Origin of the sequence: Dyella flava, assembly GCF_016904955.1 — a bacterium.
GTDB classification, from domain to species: domain Bacteria; phylum Pseudomonadota; class Gammaproteobacteria; order Xanthomonadales; family Rhodanobacteraceae; genus Dyella_B; species Dyella_B flava.
In genome coordinates, this window is record NZ_JADIKE010000034.1 from 44089 (window position 1) to 63609 (window position 19521).

At 61.2% G+C, this 19521-nt stretch carries 14 protein-coding genes; 8 read left to right on the forward strand and 6 right to left on the reverse strand.

The window, feature by feature from the left end:
- Positions 1–34: 34 nt before the first annotated feature.
- Together ISP19_RS08435 and ISP19_RS08440 are read left to right on the forward strand one after the other, a co-directional pair.
- Entirely contained in the window at positions 35–931 is an 897-nt protein-coding gene (locus ISP19_RS08435; RefSeq protein ID WP_204680926.1) for a LysR family transcriptional regulator, read from the forward strand.
- Between the two features lie 45 nt (positions 932–976).
- On the forward strand, positions 977–1687 hold the full coding sequence (locus ISP19_RS08440; protein WP_204680927.1) for a glutathione S-transferase: 711 nt from the start codon (positions 977–979) through the stop codon (positions 1685–1687).
- On the opposite strand, the gene ISP19_RS08445 is transcribed toward ISP19_RS08440, so the two are convergent.
- Entirely contained in the window at positions 1684–2115 is a 432-nt protein-coding gene (locus ISP19_RS08445; RefSeq protein WP_204680928.1) for an EamA family transporter, read from the reverse strand. The two genes, ISP19_RS08440 and ISP19_RS08445, sit on opposite strands and share 4 nt — an antisense overlap.
- 31 nt (positions 2116–2146) lie before the next feature.
- Positions 2147–2686 carry a DUF2782 domain-containing protein gene (locus ISP19_RS08450; RefSeq protein WP_204680929.1) on the reverse strand — a complete coding sequence of 180 codons (540 nt, stop codon included), beginning with the start codon at positions 2684–2686 and terminating at the stop codon, positions 2147–2149.
- Between the two features lie 92 nt (positions 2687–2778).
- Here ISP19_RS08450 and polA point away from each other — a divergent pair, with 92 nt between their 5' ends.
- The 6 genes from polA (at position 2779) to ISP19_RS08480 (ending at position 11392) form a co-directional block, all read left to right on the forward strand.
- Complete coding sequence (gene polA / locus ISP19_RS08455; protein WP_204680930.1) at positions 2779–5529, forward strand: DNA polymerase I; 2751 nt, start codon at positions 2779–2781, stop codon at positions 5527–5529.
- A gap of 112 nt (positions 5530–5641) precedes the next feature.
- On the forward strand, positions 5642–7648 hold the full coding sequence (locus ISP19_RS08460; protein WP_239556680.1) for an alpha/beta hydrolase family protein: 2007 nt from the start codon (positions 5642–5644) through the stop codon (positions 7646–7648).
- A 225-nt stretch (positions 7649–7873) separates the two neighbouring features.
- Entirely contained in the window at positions 7874–8968 is a 1095-nt protein-coding gene (locus tag ISP19_RS08465) for a LacI family DNA-binding transcriptional regulator (RefSeq protein WP_204680931.1), read from the forward strand.
- A gap of 251 nt (positions 8969–9219) precedes the next feature.
- Positions 9220–9630, forward strand: coding sequence for a VOC family protein (locus ISP19_RS08470; protein WP_204680932.1), 411 nt, complete (start codon positions 9220–9222; stop codon positions 9628–9630).
- Between the two features lie 18 nt (positions 9631–9648).
- Positions 9649–10065 carry a YciI family protein gene (locus tag ISP19_RS08475; RefSeq protein ID WP_204680933.1) on the forward strand — a complete coding sequence of 139 codons (417 nt, stop codon included), beginning with the start codon at positions 9649–9651 and terminating at the stop codon, positions 10063–10065.
- A 49-nt stretch (positions 10066–10114) separates the two neighbouring features.
- The gene (locus tag ISP19_RS08480) at positions 10115–11392 is read left to right on the forward strand and encodes an RNA polymerase sigma factor (protein WP_204680934.1); all 1278 of its coding nucleotides are present in this window, start codon (positions 10115–10117) and stop codon (positions 11390–11392) included.
- A gap of 35 nt (positions 11393–11427) precedes the next feature.
- On the opposite strand, the gene ISP19_RS08485 is transcribed toward ISP19_RS08480, so the two are convergent.
- From ISP19_RS08485 to ISP19_RS08500, 4 genes are all read right to left on the reverse strand, one after another.
- Positions 11428–12900 carry an MFS transporter gene (locus ISP19_RS08485; RefSeq protein ID WP_204680935.1) on the reverse strand — a complete coding sequence of 491 codons (1473 nt, stop codon included), beginning with the start codon at positions 12898–12900 and terminating at the stop codon, positions 11428–11430.
- Entirely contained in the window at positions 12897–15077 is a 2181-nt protein-coding gene (locus ISP19_RS08490; protein WP_204680936.1) for an MGH1-like glycoside hydrolase domain-containing protein, read from the reverse strand. The genes ISP19_RS08485 and ISP19_RS08490 overlap by 4 nt, the downstream gene beginning before the upstream one ends.
- 285 nt (positions 15078–15362) lie before the next feature.
- On the reverse strand, positions 15363–17735 hold the full coding sequence (locus tag ISP19_RS08495) for a TIM-barrel domain-containing protein (RefSeq protein WP_204680937.1): 2373 nt from the start codon (positions 17733–17735) through the stop codon (positions 15363–15365).
- A gap of 174 nt (positions 17736–17909) precedes the next feature.
- On the reverse strand, positions 17910–19481 hold the full coding sequence (locus ISP19_RS08500) for an alpha-amylase family glycosyl hydrolase (protein WP_239556682.1): 1572 nt from the start codon (positions 19479–19481) through the stop codon (positions 17910–17912).
- Between the last annotated feature and the right edge of the window lie 40 nt (positions 19482–19521).

The following is a 19521-nucleotide window of genomic DNA, read 5'->3' on the forward strand; positions in this document are numbered from 1 at the left end:
ATCGTTTTATTTAATGCATTGATTCATTATGAGCATGAATATCAGCCTACGGCAGCTGCGCGCCTTCCTGGCCGTGGCCCGACAGCGGCACTTCCGGCGTGCCGCCGAACATCTGCATCTGAGCCAGCCCGCGGTGAGCCGCCATATCGCTGAACTGGAAGCCGAACTGGGCGTGCGCCTGTTCGACCGGACCACCCGCGAAGTGGTGCCCACCGAAACCGGTCGCTATCTGGAAAGCGCGATCGAACGCGTACTGGATGAACTCGAAGGTGTGCTGGGACATGTGCACTCCGAAGGCGAACGGCGGCGTGGCAAGGTGCGCATCGCCTCTGTGCCGACCCTGTCGGCAAGCCTGATGCCGATCTGCATCGCCGACTGCGCACGCGAGTATCCGGAGTTGACCATCCAACTGCACGATCAGGCGCAGATGCTGGTGCTGGATAGCGTGCGCGGCGGTGAAGTGGATTTCGGCATCGCCATCGATCCGCCGGAAACCGGTGATTTTGATTGCGAAACCATCATGCGCGATCCGTTTTATCTGGCATGCCGGCCCGATCACCCGCTCGCCGGTTTGAAAAGCGTGCCGTGGAAGAAGCTGCAGGGCGAGCCACTGGTGCTGCTCGATTATTCCTCCGGTAGCCGGCGCCTGATCGATCAGGCGCTGAACAAGCACGGCATCACGCCCCAGGTCGTCCAGCAAACCGGCCACACCCACACGGCTTTCCGCATGGTGGAAGCCGGGCTCGGCATTACGATTACACCGGCGCTTTCATCACCACCGCCATCCTTGGCGATGCGTCCGTTGACGCCCATCGAGCAACGCACCGTCATGCTGATCCATCGCCGCCTGCGTTCGCTCTCGCCGTTGGCGAGCCTGGTGTGGGATCGGCTACGCGAACTCGCCGCGAACGGCAAACTCACCCCGTATTGAACATGGTATCGCTAGCCTCGCAGTACTCATGATGGAGAGACTGTCATGCGTTACGAGCTCTACTACTGGACCGGCGCGCAGGGCCGCGGCGAATTTATTCGCCTGGCACTGGAAGATGTTGCTGCGGACTATATCGACGTCGCTCGCAAACGCGGCGACAACGCCATGATGCCCTTCCTGCGTGGCAAGCAAGCAGGCGCCCTGCCCTTCGCGCCACCCTTTCTCAAGGCTGGACGAATGGTCATCGCACAAACGGCCACCATCCTCGCCTATCTGGGCCCGCGCCTCGGCCTGGTTCCCGGCGGACTTTCTGCCGAAATCTACGCGCAGCAGTTGCAAGCGACGATCGCCGACATCGTCTTCGAAGTTCACGACACGCATCATCCGATCTCGGCCAGCCTCTATTACGAACAGCAACGTTCCGCGGCGCGCAAACGCAGCCAGGCCTTTCGCGAGGAGCGCATCCCCAAATACCTGGACTACTTCGAAAGCGTGCTGGCGCGCGGCAATGGACGACAAGCTTTGTCGCGCCATTCGTATGTCGACCTGTCGCTGTTTCAATTGATCAGCGGACTGGACTACGCCTTTCCCAACACCATGCGACGCATGCAAAGACAGATTCCGCGCCTGCGCGCACTGGCGGAACGTATTGCCGAGCGACCGAATATCGCGGCTTATCTGGCATCACCGCGTCGCATTCCATTCAATGAAGACGGCATCTTTCGCCGTTATCCAGAGCTGGATCCGGTGCGCTAGAACAACGCGATCACCAGCGATCCGGCGACGATGAGCACACCACCGATAAGAACGGGCCAGCTCGGTTTCTCGCCGAGCACGGCCAACCCCAGCACAATCGCCATCGCGACGCTCAACTTGTCGATCGGCGCCACCTTGCTCACCGGCCCCAGCTGCAATGCGCGGTAGTAGCACAGCCAGGACAGCCCGGTAGCGATGCCGGACAACACTAGAAACAACCAGCCATGCCACGGCAAACCCGAAGGTTTCGCCCATTCGGCACGCAAGCTGAGAATGCCGGCAGTCACCACCAGAATGACCAGCGTGCGGATAAAGGTGGCCAGGTTGGAATTGATCCCCGCCACACCAAGCTTGCCAAACAAGGCAGTGAGCGCTGCGAAGAACGCCGATCCCAGGGCGAACAGCAACCAGCTCTCGCGCAGATTCATGCACGCTCCCGGGAGACGAGACCGATGAAAATCAGGAACCGTTGTCTTCCGACGACGATGCCGACGCCGGCTTGTTGCCGCCCCATTGCATGATCTTGTACATCACCGGCTTGATCGGCGGCTGTCCGTTCTGATCCAGCATGTGGCCGTTCTCATCGACGTTGTAGATCTGCTGTGGGCCGAACTTCGGCGTTACCACGACCATGTAGACGCGGCCGTTCTCGCGGTATTCCTGGATGGTGTTCTCGCCCTCCTGGCGCACTGTCACATCCGGCGCCGCATCGCCATTCGCGTCCTTGCCAGCCGGCGCACCCGGCATCTTCGGCATCGGGATCGGCTTGCCGGGAACATGGGTGGGCTCAAGCTCGGCGGGGCTGGAGGCGGGCTCCGGTGTGGTGGCGGCCTCGGCCGGCGGCGGTGCCTTGGCCGGATTCACGCCCGGATCGTTCATGCCGGGCGGCGGCGGTGCGGGGGCGAAATGCGGCATGGCTGATGAGGACGATGAGGTCTGCGCGAAGGCCGGCGAAGCGGCCAGGACAGCGAAGGCGTACAGGCAGACGGCGTATTTCATGTCGAAGACCTCGTTAGGGGTGTGAATCATAACAGCGCAGGGTTCACCCTCCCGTGAACCGGCCCCTGTGGCAGGCATGCGAGAATGCGTACATGCCAAACCTCACGCTTATCGACGGCTCCTCTTATCTCTTTCGTGCCTTCCATGCGCTGCCGCCCTTGAGCAACGCCAAAGGCGAACCGACCGGCGCGTTATTCGGTGTGGTCAACATGCTGCGTTCCACGCTCAAGGCCAGGCCCGATTACGTGGCCTTTGTCAGCGACGCATCCGGGCCGAATTTCCGCCATGTGCTTTACGACAAGTACAAGGCAAACCGTCCGCCGATGCCGGACGAACTGCGCGCGCAGATTGAGCCCATGCTCGCCATCGTCAGCGCCCTGGGTTTTCCGATCCTGCGCATCAGCGGCGTGGAAGCGGACGATGTAATCGGCACCCTGGCCACGCAGGCGCATCAGCAGGGCATCGACGTGCTGATCTCCACTGGTGACAAGGATCTTGCCCAGTTGGTACGGCCCGGCATCACCCTGGTCAATACGATGACCAACACCACCATGGACACGGCAGGCGTCGTCGAGAAATTCGGCGTGAAGCCGGAGCAGATCATCGACTTTCTCAGCCTTACCGGCGACACCGTGGACAACGTGCCCGGCGTCAACAAGTGCGGACCCAAGACTGCCGCGAAGTGGCTCGCCGAGTACGGTTCACTGGATGGCGTGATCGCCAACGCGGGCAAGATCAGCGGCAAGATTGGCGAATATCTGCGCGAAGCGCTGCCCTCGTTGCCGCTGTCGCGCGAACTCGTCACGATCAAGATCGATGTGCCGCTGGACCAGACGGTCAAGCAGCTCACCTTGCATGAGCGCGACACCAACGCGCTGCGCGAATTGTTCACGCGCTACGAATTCAAGGCAGCATTGAAGGACCTGGACAGTGCTGCCGCGGAAGCCGCCGCACCGGCACCAGCAAGCGCCGAAATGCAGGCATCGGTTGTACCTGTACGCATCGATACGTCGGCAGCGCCGGTCGACCTCGGCGGCGAAGGCCACTACGAACTCGTCACCACCCAAGCGCAGTTCGACAGCTGGATGTCACGCCTGCACGATGCGCCGCTGATTGCGTTCGACACCGAAACCACCAGCCTCGATGCGATGCGGGCGGATATCGTCGGCCTGAGCCTGTCGATCCAGCCGGGCCACGCCTGCTATATCCCGCTGGCCCACGATTATCCCGGCGCACCCGCACAGTTGTCGCGTGAACAAGTGCTCGCGGCGCTCAAGCCGATCCTGGAAGATCCCAAGCGTCCCAAGGTCGGCCAGCACGCCAAGTACGACATGAACATCCTGTCGCACTATGGCATCACGGTGCAGGGCCTGAAACACGACACCATGCTGGAATCCTACGTGTGGAACGCCACCGCCACCCGGCATGACATGGATTCGCTGGCGAGAAAATATCTCGGCTACGAGACCGTGAAATATGAGGAAGTCGCGGGCAAAGGCGCCAAGCAGATTTCCTTCTCGCAAGTGGACCTGGACACCGCCTGCCGCTACGCCGCGGAAGATGCGGATGTCACCTTGCGCCTGCATCATGCACTCTGGCCGCTGCTGGAAGGCGAGCCGAAGCTGCTGAAGGTCTACGAAGACATCGAAATCCCGCTAGTGCCGGTGCTGGCCGGCATGGAGCAGCACGGCGTGCTGATCGATGTGGACGAGTTGCGCCGGCAAAGCCAGCAGCTTGGCAAGCGCATGCACGAGTTGCAGCAGGAAGCGTGGCGTTCCGCCGGCCGTGAATTCAATCTCGAATCGCCCAAGCAACTGCAAGCGATTCTGTTCGACGAACTCGGCCTGCCCGCCAAGCTGAAAACGCCTACCGGCCAGCCTTCCACCAACGAAGAAGCGCTGGAAGCGATTGCCGACGATCATGCCTTGCCGCGACTGATTCTCGACTACCGAGGCTTGGCGAAGCTGCGCTCCACCTATACCGAGAAGCTCGCCGAAATCGTCAATCCGCGCACCGGGCGCGTGCATACCAGCTATCACCAGGGCGCGGTGGCGACCGGTCGCATTTCTTCCACCGATCCCAACTTGCAGAACATCCCCGTGCGCACCGAGGAAGGCCGGCGCATCCGCCAGGCCTTTATCGCGCCCAAAGGCTGGCAAGTGATGGCGGCTGACTATTCGCAGATTGAGCTGCGCATCATGGCGCATCTTTCCGGTGACGAAGGACTGGTGCGCGCGTTCCAGGAAGGCGGCGACATCCATCGCGCTACGGCAGCCGAAGTATTCGGCCTCGATCCCGCGGAAGTCACCAGCAATCAACGCCGTGCCGCCAAGGCGATCAATTTCGGCCTGATGTACGGCATGAGCGCCTTCGGTCTCGCACGCCAGCTCGGCGTGGATCGCGGCGAAGCCAGTGATTACATGGCGCGCTATTTCTCACGCTATCCCGGCGTGCATGCCTTCATGGAAGCCACACGCGAGCGTGCGCATCGCGATGGCTTTGTGGAAACCCTGTTCGGCCGCCGCCTCTATCTGGAAAACCTCAGCGCGCGCAATCAGGCGCTGCGCGCCGGAGCGGAACGCGCTGCCGTCAACGCACCCATGCAAGGCACGGCCGCCGACATCATCAAGCGCGCCATGATCGCTGTCGCGGCGTGGCTGAAAGGTCGCGACGACGCCCACATGCTGATGCAGGTGCACGACGAACTGGTGTTCGAAGTGCGCGCCGATGCCGTGGATACCGTGCGCGAAGCGGTGCGAGAACGCATGTCCGGCGCTGCTGAATTGCGGGTACCGCTGATCGTGGATGTCGGTGTCGGAAACAATTGGGACGAGGCACATTAGCGGGCGTATCGCCGCACACCGCAAAATCTTGCGTGGCGCTCTTCATTCTGACCTCCCTTGCTTGAGCGTCCGGCCTCGTGGGCATAATGGCGCCGCAAACAGGGGACCATGGATGATGAAGATGCACAGCATGCAGGTGCTGATGGTCGTGCTGAGTCTCGGCGCGGTGAGTTTGCCGATACGCGCCGATACGACTCAGCCGATTCCTCCCACCGATTTCGCCAGGCGCTCACCTTATGGAACGCCGGGCATGTCGCCTAACGGCGAATATCTCGCTCTTTCCGTGCACGGCGCCGCCGAAAGCGACAAGTACGAAATAGGCGTGTTTCATCTGCCCGACATGAAACCAGTCAGCCGTCTGGACATGCCCGACCAGACAGTACCGCTCAAAATCATCTGGACCAGTAACACACGTCTGATCGTGATACCTGCCAAGCAGGTAGGCTGGCTGGACGAACCGCTTCGGACTGGAGACCTGATCGCTGCCGACTATGACGGCAGTCATCAGCAAAGCATGTACGGATGGCGGGCAAGGCATGCGCATGGGTTACCGTGGGCTCCCGGATTTTTCAGCGGACTTCCACCCAAGGCAAATGGACATTTCTACTGGACGGTCACCACAAACAATAGTGACAAGGCGAGCGAAGGCCGTTCGGAAATCTTCGACGTGGATGCCGAAACCGGCTCCGCGGTATCGATGGGCAGCATCAACGATGACGGCATGCAATTCGTCGTCTACGATGGGGTGGCACGCATCGCTTACGGCGTCGACGATCAGAACAAGCCTTTGCTATTTGAACGTGACAGCAAAGATCAGCCGTGGCGAAAGCTCACGCTTTCCGCGCGCACCGCCATCCCGCTGCGAATCAGCGCCGACGGCAACCAGGTGTACTGGAGATACAGCGTCGACGGCGGTCCCGATACGCTGGCCGTAAGCAACTTCAACTTTTCCGGCCTGAAGATCCTGGCATCGGACAGCTTCGGTTCGGTCGAAGAAGTATTTTGGACGCCTTATCCGCAAAAACCTTTTGCAGTGATGATCGATACCGGTCATCCGCATGCGATTTATGTTGATGACGATGACACTGCCACCATCCATAAAGCGCTCAGCCAACAGTTTCCCGACCTGCTGGTTCGATTCGCCGCCGTAAGCGAGGATGGCACTCGCGTGCTGGTGAAGGCGGACAGCGACAAAGACCCGGGCTTGTACGCACTCTTCACGCTTAACCCGGTTACGTTCACGCCGCTGTTCAAGGAGGCGCCCTGGATCGATCCCGCACGCATGGCCACTCGCCTGCCTATACGCTTCACGGCATCCAGCGGACAGACATTGGATGGTTATCTCACCCTTCCCGCACAAGGCAGCAAACTTCCGCTGGTGCTGCTCCCGCATGGTGGACCGATCGGCATACGCGATGGGTGGGACTACGATGCATGGGCGCAGTTTCTCGCCAGCCGCGGTTATGCGGTACTGCAAGTGAACTATCGCGGCTCGGCCGGACGTGGGAACAACTTCCTTATGTCCGGCTACAAGCAATTCGGCACCGGTATCCAGCAAGATCTGCTGGATGGCGTGCATTGGGCCATCGAGCAAGGTTATGCGGACAAGGACAAGGTTTGCATTTTTGGCGGTAGCTTCGGCGGCTATTCAGCGCTGATGGCTCCCATCCGCGCGCCTGGCACGTTCAAATGCGCCGTCGACTTCGCGGGCATAAGTGACTACAACATCGAACTCGACAAGAGCGACACCCAGCGAACCGAGCGGGGCCGCAGTTATCTCACGCAGGCAGTCGGCGCGGATAACGCCACTATCGAGGCGATTTCTCCGATCTACCATCTTGACCAGTTCAACGTGCCGGTGTTGATCGTGCACGGCGAAAAAGACCCGCGCGTTCCATTAAAGAACGCCACTGAGCTGCGTGCTGCGCTCGACAAGGCCGGCAAGCCTTACGAATGGCTGGTCAAGCCGAAGGAACTCCACGGTTTCTACAGCGACGCAGACAACATCGATTTTCTGCAACACCTGCAAGACTTCCTGGCCAAATATCTGGGGACAGACCGGCCGACCACGGGTATTGGGAGCACCGGCAAATCGGCTCCCAACATGAATCGCGGCTAACCATTTCGGGATTTGTATACCCCTGCCATGCAACTTTCGCGCTCAGCCATGCTCTAACGCTGTGGATGCACGCAACGGCATCCCCGGCAACCCACCTCCCTGGGTTGCCACCCGGAAGCGGACCTCTCCCCTGGGTTCCGCTTCCACCGGCCCCGAGGACTCCCCCTAAGTTCTCGGGGCTTTTTCTTGCCCTGCGTCAGGACATCAATCGATTCAACCGTTAGGATGACGTTATTGCGACGGCCACCGCCCGCCGTCCGAGCAACGAGCTTGCAAGTGCCCAAAGGGAAAGCCACCTCCTTCGACATTGCCCACCTGACCGGGGTCTCGCAGTCCACGGTGTCGCGCGCCCTGCGCGACAGCCCGCTGGTGAGCGAGGAAACCCGCCAGCGCATCAAGGCCGCGGCCGACCAGCTCAACTACAAGGTGGACAAAAACGCCTCGAACCTGCGCTCGCAGCATTCGGGCACCCTGGCCTTGCTGCTGTTCGAAGATCCCACTGCGGACGACTCGCACATCAACCCGTTCTTCCTGTCGATGCTGGGCTCGATCACCCGCGCCTGCGCGCTGCGGGGCTATGACCTGCTGATGTCGTTCCAGCAGCTCTCCTACGACTGGCACGCGGACTACGCCGACACCAAGAAGGCCGACGGCATCATCCTGCTCGGCTACGGCGATTACCTCGCCTATCGGGACAAGCTGCAGAAGCTGGCGGCCCAGGGCATGCGCTCCGTCCGCTGGGGTGCGGTGCTGCCGGACCAGCCGGACCTCTCCATCGGCTGCGACAACTTCCAGGGTGGCCAGGCCATTGCCGCCCACCTGCTTGATCAAGGGTGCAAGCGGGTCGCCTTCCTGGGCGACGCCTCCAGCCACTACCCGGAGTTCTTTGAACGCTATCACGGCTATACAGCGGCCCTGGAGCAAGCCGGTATCGTGGCGGACCCCGCGCTCCAGGTCGACGCCGCAGAAAGCACCGAACAGGCCGGCTACAACGCCCTGGAAACCTTGCTCGTACGCAAGGTGCCATTCGACGCCGTGTTTGCCGCCAGCGACCTGATTGCCATCGGCGCCATGCGCGCCCTGGCCGACCACGGTATCAAGGTGCCTGAGCAGGTTGCCGTGGCCGGCTTCGACGATATCCCGATGGCCCGCTTCCTCAACCCTCCGCTGACCACTGTGCTGCAGGACACCAAGCTGGCCGGCGAGACTCTGGTCGACACCTTGTTACAGCTGATCCGTAATGAACCGGTTGAAACGCGCCTGCTGCCAGTGCGGCTGGTGGTGCGGCGGTCCAGCCAATTCGGCTCACGCCAGGCCTGATCCGCCGCGGACTTCGCCCGACCCTTAAGGACGCTCTGATCTATTTCACGTACCCGGCGAAGGCTGGAGCAGCCGTCTTTGGGCCGGGAAAAGTTCGTGGATACCAGCCGTCACTGGGAATGAATGCGGAAAAGTTCATATTCCACGGCACCCGATGTCGATTCCCGCGCGGCTGCTTCGTCGCCTCCACAGATACCGGCAAAGCACGCGGCGAACCCGCCACCAGCCATCCCAGATCACGGAGGAGCACCATGTACACCCAGCCATATCTGTTCTTCAGCGGCCGCTGCGAGGAAGCCGTGCAGTACTACCAGCAGCACCTTGGCGCGAAACTCAATATGCAGATGCGCTACAAGGAAGCGCCGCCCGGTGACAGCATGGCAGCCCAGGCGAACGGCGAGCACATCATGTACTGCAACTTCAGCATCGGCGATTCCGTGTTGATGGCATCGGATGACTGCGTCAATCCCAACGTCAAATTCGAGGGCTTTTCGCTTTCACTCAGCGTGAAGGACCAGGCCGAAGCTGATCGCGTCTTCGCCGCGCTTGCCGACGGCGGCAAGGTGCACTGTCCGCTGACCCAAACCTTCTTCTCGCCCTACTTCGGGATGGTGGTGGATCGCTTCGGCATCAGCTGGATGGTGATCATTCCACAACAATAAATAACAGGAGAAACCACCATGCGCTTTATGATGCTGATGCTCCCCGGCGGCTATGGCGATGCCGCTCCCGATGCGCGACCGAGTGCGGAAGCCGTCGAGAAAATGATGCAATTCAACCGATCGCTACAGGAAGCCGGCGTGCTGCTGGCTCTCGATGGTTTGCATCCGCCCGCATCCGGTGCGCGTGTCACGACGGTGAACGGCAAGGTGAAAGTGATTGACGGTCCCTTTGCCGAAGCACACGAAGTGATTGGCGGCTACTGGATGATCGACGTGAGCTCACGCGACGAAGCCATTGCCTGGGCCTCGCGCTGCCCGCTCGCGCCGAACGAAACCATCGAAGTCCGCCAGGTGTTCGAGATGGCCGATTTCCCTTTGGATGTCCAGAAAGCGGCCGAAGGATTCCAGGACATGCAGCTGTCGCAAGCATCATGAACGGCTCGTCCCTTGCACCCCTGCCGAGCAAGTGCTGTGATCGGTGCTCATGACAGCCACCGACATCCATCGCACGATCGACGCAGTATGGCGCATCGAGTCAGCGCGGCTTATCGCCGGCCTTGCACGCATGGTGCGCGACGTGGGATTGGCCGAGGAACTGGCGCAGGATGCCCTGGTCGTCGCACTCGAGCGCTGGCCGGAAAGCGGTATACCGGACAATCCCGGTGCCTGGCTGATGACCGCCGCCAAACACCGCGCGATCGACCAACTGCGGCGAAAGAAACTGATCGAGCGCAAGCATGAGACCCTTGCCCACGAACCCGAGTTCGAAGCCACCGACGAACGGCGGGAGCTGGAAGCCATGCTCGACGACGATATCGGCGACGATCTGTTACGGCTGATTTTCACCGCCTGCCATCCGGTGCTTTCCGCCGAAGCACGCGCAGCGCTCACCTTGCGCCTGCTCGGCGGGCTGACCACGGATGAAATCGCCCGTGCCTTCCTGGTACCCGAACCCACCATCGCGCAACGCATCGTGCGCGCGAAACGTACGTTGGCGGAAAAGCAGATTCCGTTCGAAGTGCCGCGTGGCGAGGAACGCAATGAGCGCCTCGCTTCCGTGCTGGAAGTGATCTACCTGATCTTCAATGAAGGCTACGCGGCCACATCCGGCGATGACTGGATGCGCCCCGAACTGTGCAACGAAGCCATGCGGCTGGGCCGCATACTCGCCGGGCTGGCGCCGCAGGAACCGGAAGTACTGGGTCTGCTGGCCCTGATGGAGATTCAGGCCTCGCGCCTGCGCGCGCGCACCACGCCTGACGGCGAACCGATTCTCCTGCCCGACCAGGACCGCAGCCGCTGGGATCCCCTACTCATTCGCCGTGGCTTGGCCGCACTGCAACGTATCGAAAAACTCGGCGGCGCCAATGGCCCTTATGCATTGCAGGCCGCCATTGCCGCCGGCCATGCACGTGCACGCACCGTCGAACAGACCGATTGGACGCGCATTGCCACACTCTACGCCGCATTGGCCCGTGTCATGCCCTCGCCAGTCGTCGAGCTCAACCGTGCTGTCGCCGTTGCCATGGCCTCGGGACCCGAAGCGGGCCTGGCGCTGGTGGACGCGCTCGCCGACGAACCGTTGCTGCACAACTATCACTTGTTACCGAGCGTGCGTGGCGATTTGCTGAGCCGGCTACAACGTCATGACGAAGCACGCAGTGAATTCGAGCGTGCCGCAGCCTTGGCGCGCAATGTGCGAGAAAAGAATTTCCTGGAACGGCGAGCCGCGGCCTCTGCCAGCGCCGCACATTCCGCGTAGCTTGGATTAGCGGCAATACACGCCCATCCGCAAGTTCAAACATCGATAGCCGGCTCGCTTACCCGCAATACGCACAAGCCTGCCACCAGCAAACTCATTCCACCCAGCACCAAGGCGTAAATCGGCTGCCCCTGGAAGAACACCCGTAGCAGCACACCGAGCACACTCGCAGCCAGCAACTGTGGAATCACGATAAAAAAATTGAAGATGCCCATGTACACGCCCATCTTCTCTGCCGGCAGGTTGTCCGACAGCAGCGCATACGGCAAAGAGAGAATTGAAGCCCACGCAAAGCCGACGCCGACCATCGGCAGCAGCAACCAATCCGGATTGCGAATCAGCAGGAATGCCACCAACCCGGCACCACCCAGCCAAAGGTTCACCAGGTGACTGATGCGCAAACCCCATCGTCGCACCATCCACGGAATCACCAAGGCCGCGAACGCAGCAAAACCGTTATAGGCGGCGAACAGCACGCCCACCCAATTCGCACCATTGTTATAGGCTTCCGAATGTGGATCGGTGCTGCCGAAATGCATCTGCGCCACGCCCGCCGTGGTGTATATCCACATGGCGAACATGGCGAACCAGGAAAAAAACTGCACCCAGGCGAGACGGCGCATGGCCTGCGGCATGGTGTGCAGATCAGTCATCACCTGCGTGAACATGCCGCCGCTCTTGGTCACGCTGAGCCATAGCTGCGATACGCCAAACGCGATCAGGCCGACAGCCAGCAAATACAGCTCGTGCTCCAGGTTGCAGATGTGGACCACGAAAGCGCCGATCAAACCCGCCACCAGCCACAGCACGCCGTGCCACAGCGCGCTGGAGCGATCCACGGTGACGGTAGTGGGTGCAACCGCATCGGCAAAAATGCGCAACTGTTCGGGCGGATATTCCCTGGTGGAAGACACCGTCCACAGCACCGATGCCAACAACACCGCACCGCCGATATAGAACGCGTCACGCACGGTAGCGGGAATACCGCCAGGTCCGGCGACGTTGCTCACTCCCAGATGCGCCAGCAGATAGGGCAACAGCGATGCCACCACCGCGCCCACACCAATAAAAAAACTCTGCATGGCATAACCGAGCGGCCGCTGCGCAGTTGGCAGCTGGTCGCCGACGAAGGCGCGGAACGGCTCCATCGACACATTGATCGACGCATCCATGATCCACAGCAACATGGCCGCCACCCACAACACGCCAGAGTTCGGCATCCATAACAACGCGAGCGTGGTCAGCACCGCGCCGGCCAGGAAGTAGGGACGACGACGGCCGAGCCGGCCCCAGGTACGATCCGAGGCATAGCCGATCAGCGGCTGCACGATCAGTCCCGTCAGCGGCGCGGCAATCCACAGCACTGGAATATCACTGACCGCAGCCCCCAGCGTCTGGAAGATGCGGCTGACATTCGCGTTCTGCAGCGCAAAGGCAAACTGGATGCCCAGAAAGCCAAAACACATATTCCAGATTTGCCAGAACGACAGCGTGGGTTTGCGTGTCATGGCGTCCTCGCGGTCGGCGCAATCAGCAAGTCGCCGATCCGTGCATCGTTGAGCGGGCCGTCGATACCGCCCTTGCCTCCGGTGTAATGCGCAAAGTGACTCAGGTCGCTCATATTGAAGCCTTGCTGCAGATCAAAGCTGCACTGCGCACCGGCTTTCACGGTCACGATGCCATAGCTGGACAGCTGCTCGCCGACGCTGTGCGGCATCACGATCGGTACGCGTTGCGGCACGCTGCCGTTGCAGCTCATCACCAGCATTTTTACGGCGGCGGTAACGCCTGTATTGATCGGCCCGTGGTTGTTTTCGTAGCGCAATGCGACGCGGTAGCGCCCGGTGTTCGGCGCGGTCCACTGCCTCGGCCACCGATCGCTGATCTCCGTCGGCTCGCCTGCGCAAACCACCGGGCTGTGTAATGACTCGATGCCGTCCCGGCCCTTGCGCGTCACGCTGATACAAGGCGGTTTGCCGCCCTGCGTAATATACGTACTGCCATCGATATCGCCGATGCGCTGGCCGTCGGCATAAAGCACCACTTTGCCATCGGCCTGCACACGCCAGCCCTTGTCGTCGGCCGTTACGGTTGGTGCAGCGGGGGGAGCGGGCGCGTACAGCAGCGCGTCCGTGCGCAGCACAGCGGCAGGCGCATCGATCGCCTTCAGGGTAACTTCGGCATCCGAACCACGCTGAGTGACTTTGGCGGCAACCAGCAAGTCGCCATGCAGGTTGCGTAGGCGATGCAGGGTAATACTGCGATCGGGCATTTGCAGGCGGATGCTGTCACGGTCGCCAAACAGCATCGGCACCAGCGAGACCGGCAGCTTGGGTTCGATGCGTCCGTCCTGAGTGAGGCCGAATACGCCTTCGCTCACCATGTCCAGATAAGCCGCCACCGACCACAGTTGTCGTGGCGAATCGACCACCGGACCACTGAGCTTGCCGTCATCCACGTGGGTGAGCTGGGTCATCAGCTCGTAGTTCTCCATGTTGGAGCCGGACAAGGCGGCGCCGCGCATGATCGATCGCAGTTCGTGGGCAATCCGCGCGGGATCATTGATAGCCCGCGCCGCACGCAGGGCATAGGCGCTAACGAACGGCCAAATGGCGCGGTTGTGATAGATCGGCTGATCGGCACGTTCGGGCCAGATCACCGGGCTACCCGCCGGCCAGGTCGGATAGTGGGTCAGCGCCTGACGCGCGCGATCGCCGTCGGCCACGCCACTGGTGACCGCCAGCGCGGTGCCCAGCAGGTCGTAGGTGTCGTAGGGCGTACCGTCACCACCGATATAACTCATGTACATGCCGCGATCGGCGCGCCAGAAACGCGCATTGATCGCTGTCTTCAACGTGGCCGCCTGTTCGGCGTAGCCCTTCGCTTTTGCCGCATCGCCGTGCTCGCCTGCCAAACGTGCGGCGAGCTGCAAGGCCTGGTAATGCAATACGTTGGTCGACAGCGCATACGACTGCGCAATAAACACCACATTGTCGGCGGTCCAGGCCGGATAGGTCTGCTCGCGCCAATCGAGGAAAGACGTCTCGCCCCGATACAAACCGAAATCAGCATCGAAAGCATACTGGCGATCCTGCGCCAGCGTGTCGCCGAGTGCGCGATAGGTGTCATCGGCAAACGTCTTGTCATCCAGCAAATGTTGCGCGCCCAGGAACCAGACCACGCGGTCGGTGCTGATCGGCCAGCTGCCACCCGAGCCGGTGTCCTGCATCACATACAAGCCTTGCGGTGCCGTGGCGTCACGAACATCCGACAGTTTGAATTGAAGCCCGTTGCGCGCACGCAGCGGATCGAGCTTCCACAGTCCCAGATCGATCGAATAAGACAGATCCCGCGTCCACACGTATGGCCACTTCGCGCCTGTCTCGAAACAAGTGCATGGTATGGGCTGGCCGTGATCGAAAGCGGCGTCACGAATGGCCGTTACGGAGTCTTGCGCAAGATCATCCTGCGCCATGGCGAACAGGCCATCGAACATGGTGCTGGCGGTGTCCACGCGCATGCGTTGCGCGTCGATGTCTCGCTTCCCGAACGGACCGGTCAAGGTGTAGCGTCCGCTGGCCGCGGCCGTCATGCGCGCCTGTTCACCGCCCCAGACAATCTGATCCGACCAGCTATCAACGCCGGTTGTCGCGGCGAGCGCCGCCATCATCACCACACTCAGCATGCACACTCCGCGTTTTGCCGCATCTGCTGGCCCTCGATCATCGGCGGCCTGCTCCACTGCAGGGTTATGTCACGACGCCTGGCTGCACACATGCTGCGACCGCAGCATGAAACGCCATGGTTTTGCGTGAGCGATCATGCATGGTAGGCAACCGGGCGCGTGCCGGCAGCCTTGTGCATACGTATTCATGCATGGAATGGGGGCGACTGAAGCCTGAACCGGCGGAAAGCCCTGGCGCAAAGACGCGAGGCCTTCGCGGCGTAACGAGCGGAAAGCCTCAATGCATCAGTGCGCGGTACCGGCCTGCTTCACCGTCATGTGTTGCGCCACACCCGCCGCCATCCGCACCAGGGTCACGCTGCCATAGCGGTCGTGATCGACCGCCCAGCCTTCGCCTTTGGCGGCGTTCAGAGCAGCCGCATCCGCATAGGGCTTGAGCGCGCCGTCGCCCAGCTGGACGCCCGTTGCTGCGACACCATGCAGTTTCACCAGGTAATACTTCAGTGCCGGCTTGAAACTGCCGTGCGGCTCGTCGGTGTTGAAGCTCACGCCATCCTGGTTGCGCTGGGTCGTGAGCCGCTGCGCGAAGAAGGCACCATGTTCATAGGCATAGGTGTCGCCGTCGTCATCGTAATAATCGAAATGGGTGGCGTGTTCGGCCGGGAACACATCGACCGACAGCTCGGTGACGGGGTGTTCGTCGACATAGTCCATCACAGGCTGCGACGGGATGATCGCGCCCTCCCGGATAAACAGCGGAATGTCGCTCCAATTCTTGCTGTCCACGGCGTACTGAATCGTCTGGCCACCGTGATAGACCGTACCCTTGAAGTAGTCGATCCACTGGCCCGCCGGCAGGTAGATGGCTTTTTCGGCCTGGCCCTTGGTCACGACCGGCGCGACCAGCAAGCTGTCGCCGAACATCCAGGCATCGACGTCGCCGCTTACCTGCGGGTCATTGGGATAGTCGAAGTACAGTGGACGCACCAGTCCCACGCCATCGGTCGTCGCCGCACGTTCGTAACTGTAGATATAGGGAATCAGCGCATAGCGCAGGCGAATCGCATCCGACGCGGCTTTCTCGGCAATGGGACCGTAGACCCAGGGCTGTCGCTTTTCGCCCACGGTGCCGTGTACGCGGAAAATCGGCACGAACGCCGCAAACTCGATCCAGCGCGCGTAGTTTTCATCATCGGGATGGCCTTTGAAGCCACCCGTGTCCATGCCCCACTTCATCTCGCCGACGTCGATCGCGCTGAGCATGCGTTGACGTTGCGCGGCCATGCTGTCAAAGCCGGTGTCGATATCGCCGGACCACAGGCCGTAGGCGTAGCGCTGCGCGCCCAGATAGAAGTCGCGATTGATGGACCACACGCGGATGGGTGTATACGCGCGCTGCCCTTCGTACAGGGCGCGCTGCATATTGAGGAATTGCGTATCGCTGTCGGTATCGTCAGCCTCGTCATTCCACCAGCCGACGATGCCGGTGTCGAACGAATGCTTCAACGCGGCATTGAAGAACCAGGCACGCACGGCAGCCTGGTCGAAATCCAGCTCGCGCACCGGCTCAAGCGAGAAGTAGTCGGTCGTTTGCGGACGACTGGCGGCCCAATAGCTATGCGCCTGGGCGTAACGTCCTTCTTCGGTGTTCACATGGATGCGCGGCTTCATGATGCCGGTCATGTGCATGCCGAGCTGATCCATCGTCTGCTTCAACGCGCCGCTGGGGCCATCCGGAAATTTTTTCGTGTTCCAGCGGAACTCGCCGTAGTTGTCGTCGCCCCAGGCTTTCCAATCGAAGTCGAAAGTGAAGTTGTCGATCGGGATATGCCGGGCGCGATAGCCGTGCACGATCTCCAGCAATTCCTGCTGGTCGATGCCCCACTGGCTATTGGTAAAGCCCATCGCCCATTTCGGGAACAGTGGTGGCGCGCCGCTGAGGTCGGACAGACCTTTGAAGATCTGCGGCGGCGTGCCGGCTATCACGTCGTAACTGACATCCGGACGGCTGATGCCGCTGACCTTGATATGACCATCGGCAAGATCGAACTTGGCGCCGATGGTGTCCACCAGCACGCCATAACCATGCGTGCTCCACACAAAGGGTGCGCCGGGATAACCCTGTTCACCCGCCTTGACGACCTGCACGCCACTGCGTGTCACGCCTTTCCCCGCAGGTTCGAAGGCATCGTAGCCGCCGATACCATAGAGCGTATCGGCTGCATCACGCCGCAGATCGATACGCTCGTCCATCAGCGTCGCCGGATCCGTTTGCAGCAGGGTATGCCCCTGGCTATCGGCGATCGTCAGGCTGTCAGTGCGCTTGTCCCAGGTCACGGACAGTTCGTCGGTTCCCACCATCGCACTATCGGCGGTGGTGCTGACATGCAGATCGGACAGTGCCTCGTGGCTGGCATGCGGGTCCATCACGATGCCGGGCTGGGTGTTGAGGCCTTCGGGCATGCCGTGGATCTGCACGATGTTCGGCGCGACAAAGCGCAACATAATGCGATCCTTGCCATGCGCCAGGACCATGCCGTGCTGATCCGCGTGTTCAAGCTGGAAGCTTGCAGTGCCGGTATCGGCGAGTCCTGCCTGAGTGGATAAGGTGGCTGTAAGCAACAAACCACTGATGACCCAGTTACGCAGTGTTGTCATCCAACCATCCCTTCTTCAGTACCGGATCTTTACGGCATCGGCGCGCCGTCGCGGCCGGTGCTGCGACCGCGGGGTCGCCCGACTATAACCGCAGTTGTTTCGATGCGGGGAGAATAGACGGCCAGATCCTTGGCCCAAAGCCATGCCGATGCGGGTCGGCATGGCGGAATCAGCCTATTGCAGAATGGCCGTGGCGTAAGGCGGAAGACTGATCTTGCCGGCGCCAAGCACTGCGCCCTGCCCGCTCTGCTTCAGCACTGTAGTGACATGCGCATCCGCCGCCAGCGAAACGGTGCGCGTATCGCGCGAGAGGTTATGGATGACAAGCACCCGCGATTGCGTGTCCTGCAGCATATAAGCGAGCACATGCGGATCATCGACCGGCACGTTGTGCAACACCCCATCGCGTAACGCGCTGATCTGCTCACGCCAGCCGATCAATGTGCGATAGAGATTGAGCAAGGAGTCCGGATCGGCCTGCTCCGCCTGCACCGAGATGTCCGGGCCGTCGCTCGTGCTCCAACCCTTCCACTGCGCGACACCGGCTCCATGGCCGTTGCGATACCAACGCATCGGCTCGCGAATATCTTCATCGGGCTTGGTGCCCTGCATGCCGAGTTCTTCGCCGTAGTAAATAAAAGGATGGCCGGGCAGGGTCAGCAGCAAGGCGGCAGCAAGGCGCATGTGCGCCATGTTGTCGTCGAGCTGGCTCATCACGCGTTCCTGATCGTGATTGGACAGGAACGGCGCGTCGTCAAACTCACCTCTGTCATGCGCACGGTACGCCACATAGGTGTATTCCAGCCCCTTGCCGATGCCGAGGTTGCGCTCCTGCTTCACGCTATTGATCAGCTGGGTGGCGACCGGAAAATTGAACACCGTATTCAACGGGCCCATGTACGGCGTCAGGTCATCCGGATTCTGCCGCGCCACTTCGCCGACCAGCCAGACATGCGGATTCACCGCTTCCAGGCCGTGACGGTATTCGGTCCACCATGTCACGTTCTTCTGCAAGGCCACCGGGCTATCCATGTCCGAGCGCAGATCGTCGTAGATGTGCTGCGCGGCATCGAGACGAAAACCGTCCACGCCCTCGCGCAGCCAGAACTTGCCCACGTCGATCATTTCCTTGCGCACCGCCGGGTTGTCGTAATTGAGATCCGGCATGGCGCTGGTAAACACGCCCACGTAGTACTGGCCGTTCGGCGCGCGATGCCAGGCCGGGCCACCGGTCGCGCTGATGGCTTTGAGATCACTGTTCGGCTTGGCCCACACATACCAGTCGTGATGCGGATCCTTGGGATTCAACGCGGCCTTGAACCAGGGATGCTGATCGCTGGTGTGGTTGATCACCATGTCCATCACCACCTTGATGCCGCGCTTGTGCGCTTCATCCAGCAGGCGCTTGAAGTCCTGCATCGTGCCGTATTGCGGATTGATGCCTTCGTAATCGGTGATGTCGTAGCCGTGATAGCTCGGTGACGGATTGATCGGCATCAACCAGATGGCGCTGACGCCGAGCGATTTGAGGTAATCGAGTTTCTGCGTAACGCCGTTGAGATCGCCAATGCCATCGCCATTGCTGTCGTAGAAGGCGCGCACGAAGATTTCGTAGTAGACGCCCGAGGAAGCTTGCGCGGCAGGCTGCGCGGCCGATGCATCCTGTCGGGCATAAGCGGGAAGGGATAGCAGCAGCGCTGCCACGGCCATCACCGCGGCGCGGAAAAAGGCAGGGAATCTTGGCATGGTGATCTCCCGGGGATGGAGGGCATATATGCGCGCAGCG

Excerpts from the sequence above, each read along its gene's own strand:
- polA (WP_204680930.1), top strand. The coding sequence starts at position 2,779 with ATGCCAAACCTCACGCTTATCGACGGCTCCTCTTATCTCTTTCGTGCC.
- ISP19_RS08445 (WP_204680928.1), bottom strand. The coding sequence starts at position 2,115 with ATGAATCTGCGCGAGAGCTGGTTGCTGTTCGCCCTGGGATCGGCGTTC.
- ISP19_RS08480 (WP_204680934.1), top strand. The coding sequence starts at position 10,115 with ATGACAGCCACCGACATCCATCGCACGATCGACGCAGTATGGCGCATC.
- ISP19_RS08440 (WP_204680927.1), top strand. The coding sequence starts at position 977 with ATGCGTTACGAGCTCTACTACTGGACCGGCGCGCAGGGCCGCGGCGAA.
- ISP19_RS08460 (WP_239556680.1), top strand. The coding sequence starts at position 5,642 with ATGATGAAGATGCACAGCATGCAGGTGCTGATGGTCGTGCTGAGTCTC.
- ISP19_RS08490 (WP_204680936.1), bottom strand. The coding sequence starts at position 15,077 with ATGCTGAGTGTGGTGATGATGGCGGCGCTCGCCGCGACAACCGGCGTT.
- ISP19_RS08450 (WP_204680929.1), bottom strand. The coding sequence starts at position 2,686 with ATGAAATACGCCGTCTGCCTGTACGCCTTCGCTGTCCTGGCCGCTTCG.
- ISP19_RS08475 (WP_204680933.1), top strand. The coding sequence starts at position 9,649 with ATGCGCTTTATGATGCTGATGCTCCCCGGCGGCTATGGCGATGCCGCT.
- ISP19_RS08485 (WP_204680935.1), bottom strand. The coding sequence starts at position 12,900 with ATGACACGCAAACCCACGCTGTCGTTCTGGCAAATCTGGAATATGTGT.
- ISP19_RS08495 (WP_204680937.1), bottom strand. The coding sequence starts at position 17,735 with ATGACAACACTGCGTAACTGGGTCATCAGTGGTTTGTTGCTTACAGCC.
- ISP19_RS08470 (WP_204680932.1), top strand. The coding sequence starts at position 9,220 with ATGTACACCCAGCCATATCTGTTCTTCAGCGGCCGCTGCGAGGAAGCC.
- ISP19_RS08465 (WP_204680931.1), top strand. The coding sequence starts at position 7,874 with ATGACGTTATTGCGACGGCCACCGCCCGCCGTCCGAGCAACGAGCTTG.
- ISP19_RS08500 (WP_239556682.1), bottom strand. The coding sequence starts at position 19,481 with ATGCCAAGATTCCCTGCCTTTTTCCGCGCCGCGGTGATGGCCGTGGCA.
- ISP19_RS08435 (WP_204680926.1), top strand. The coding sequence starts at position 35 with ATGAATATCAGCCTACGGCAGCTGCGCGCCTTCCTGGCCGTGGCCCGA.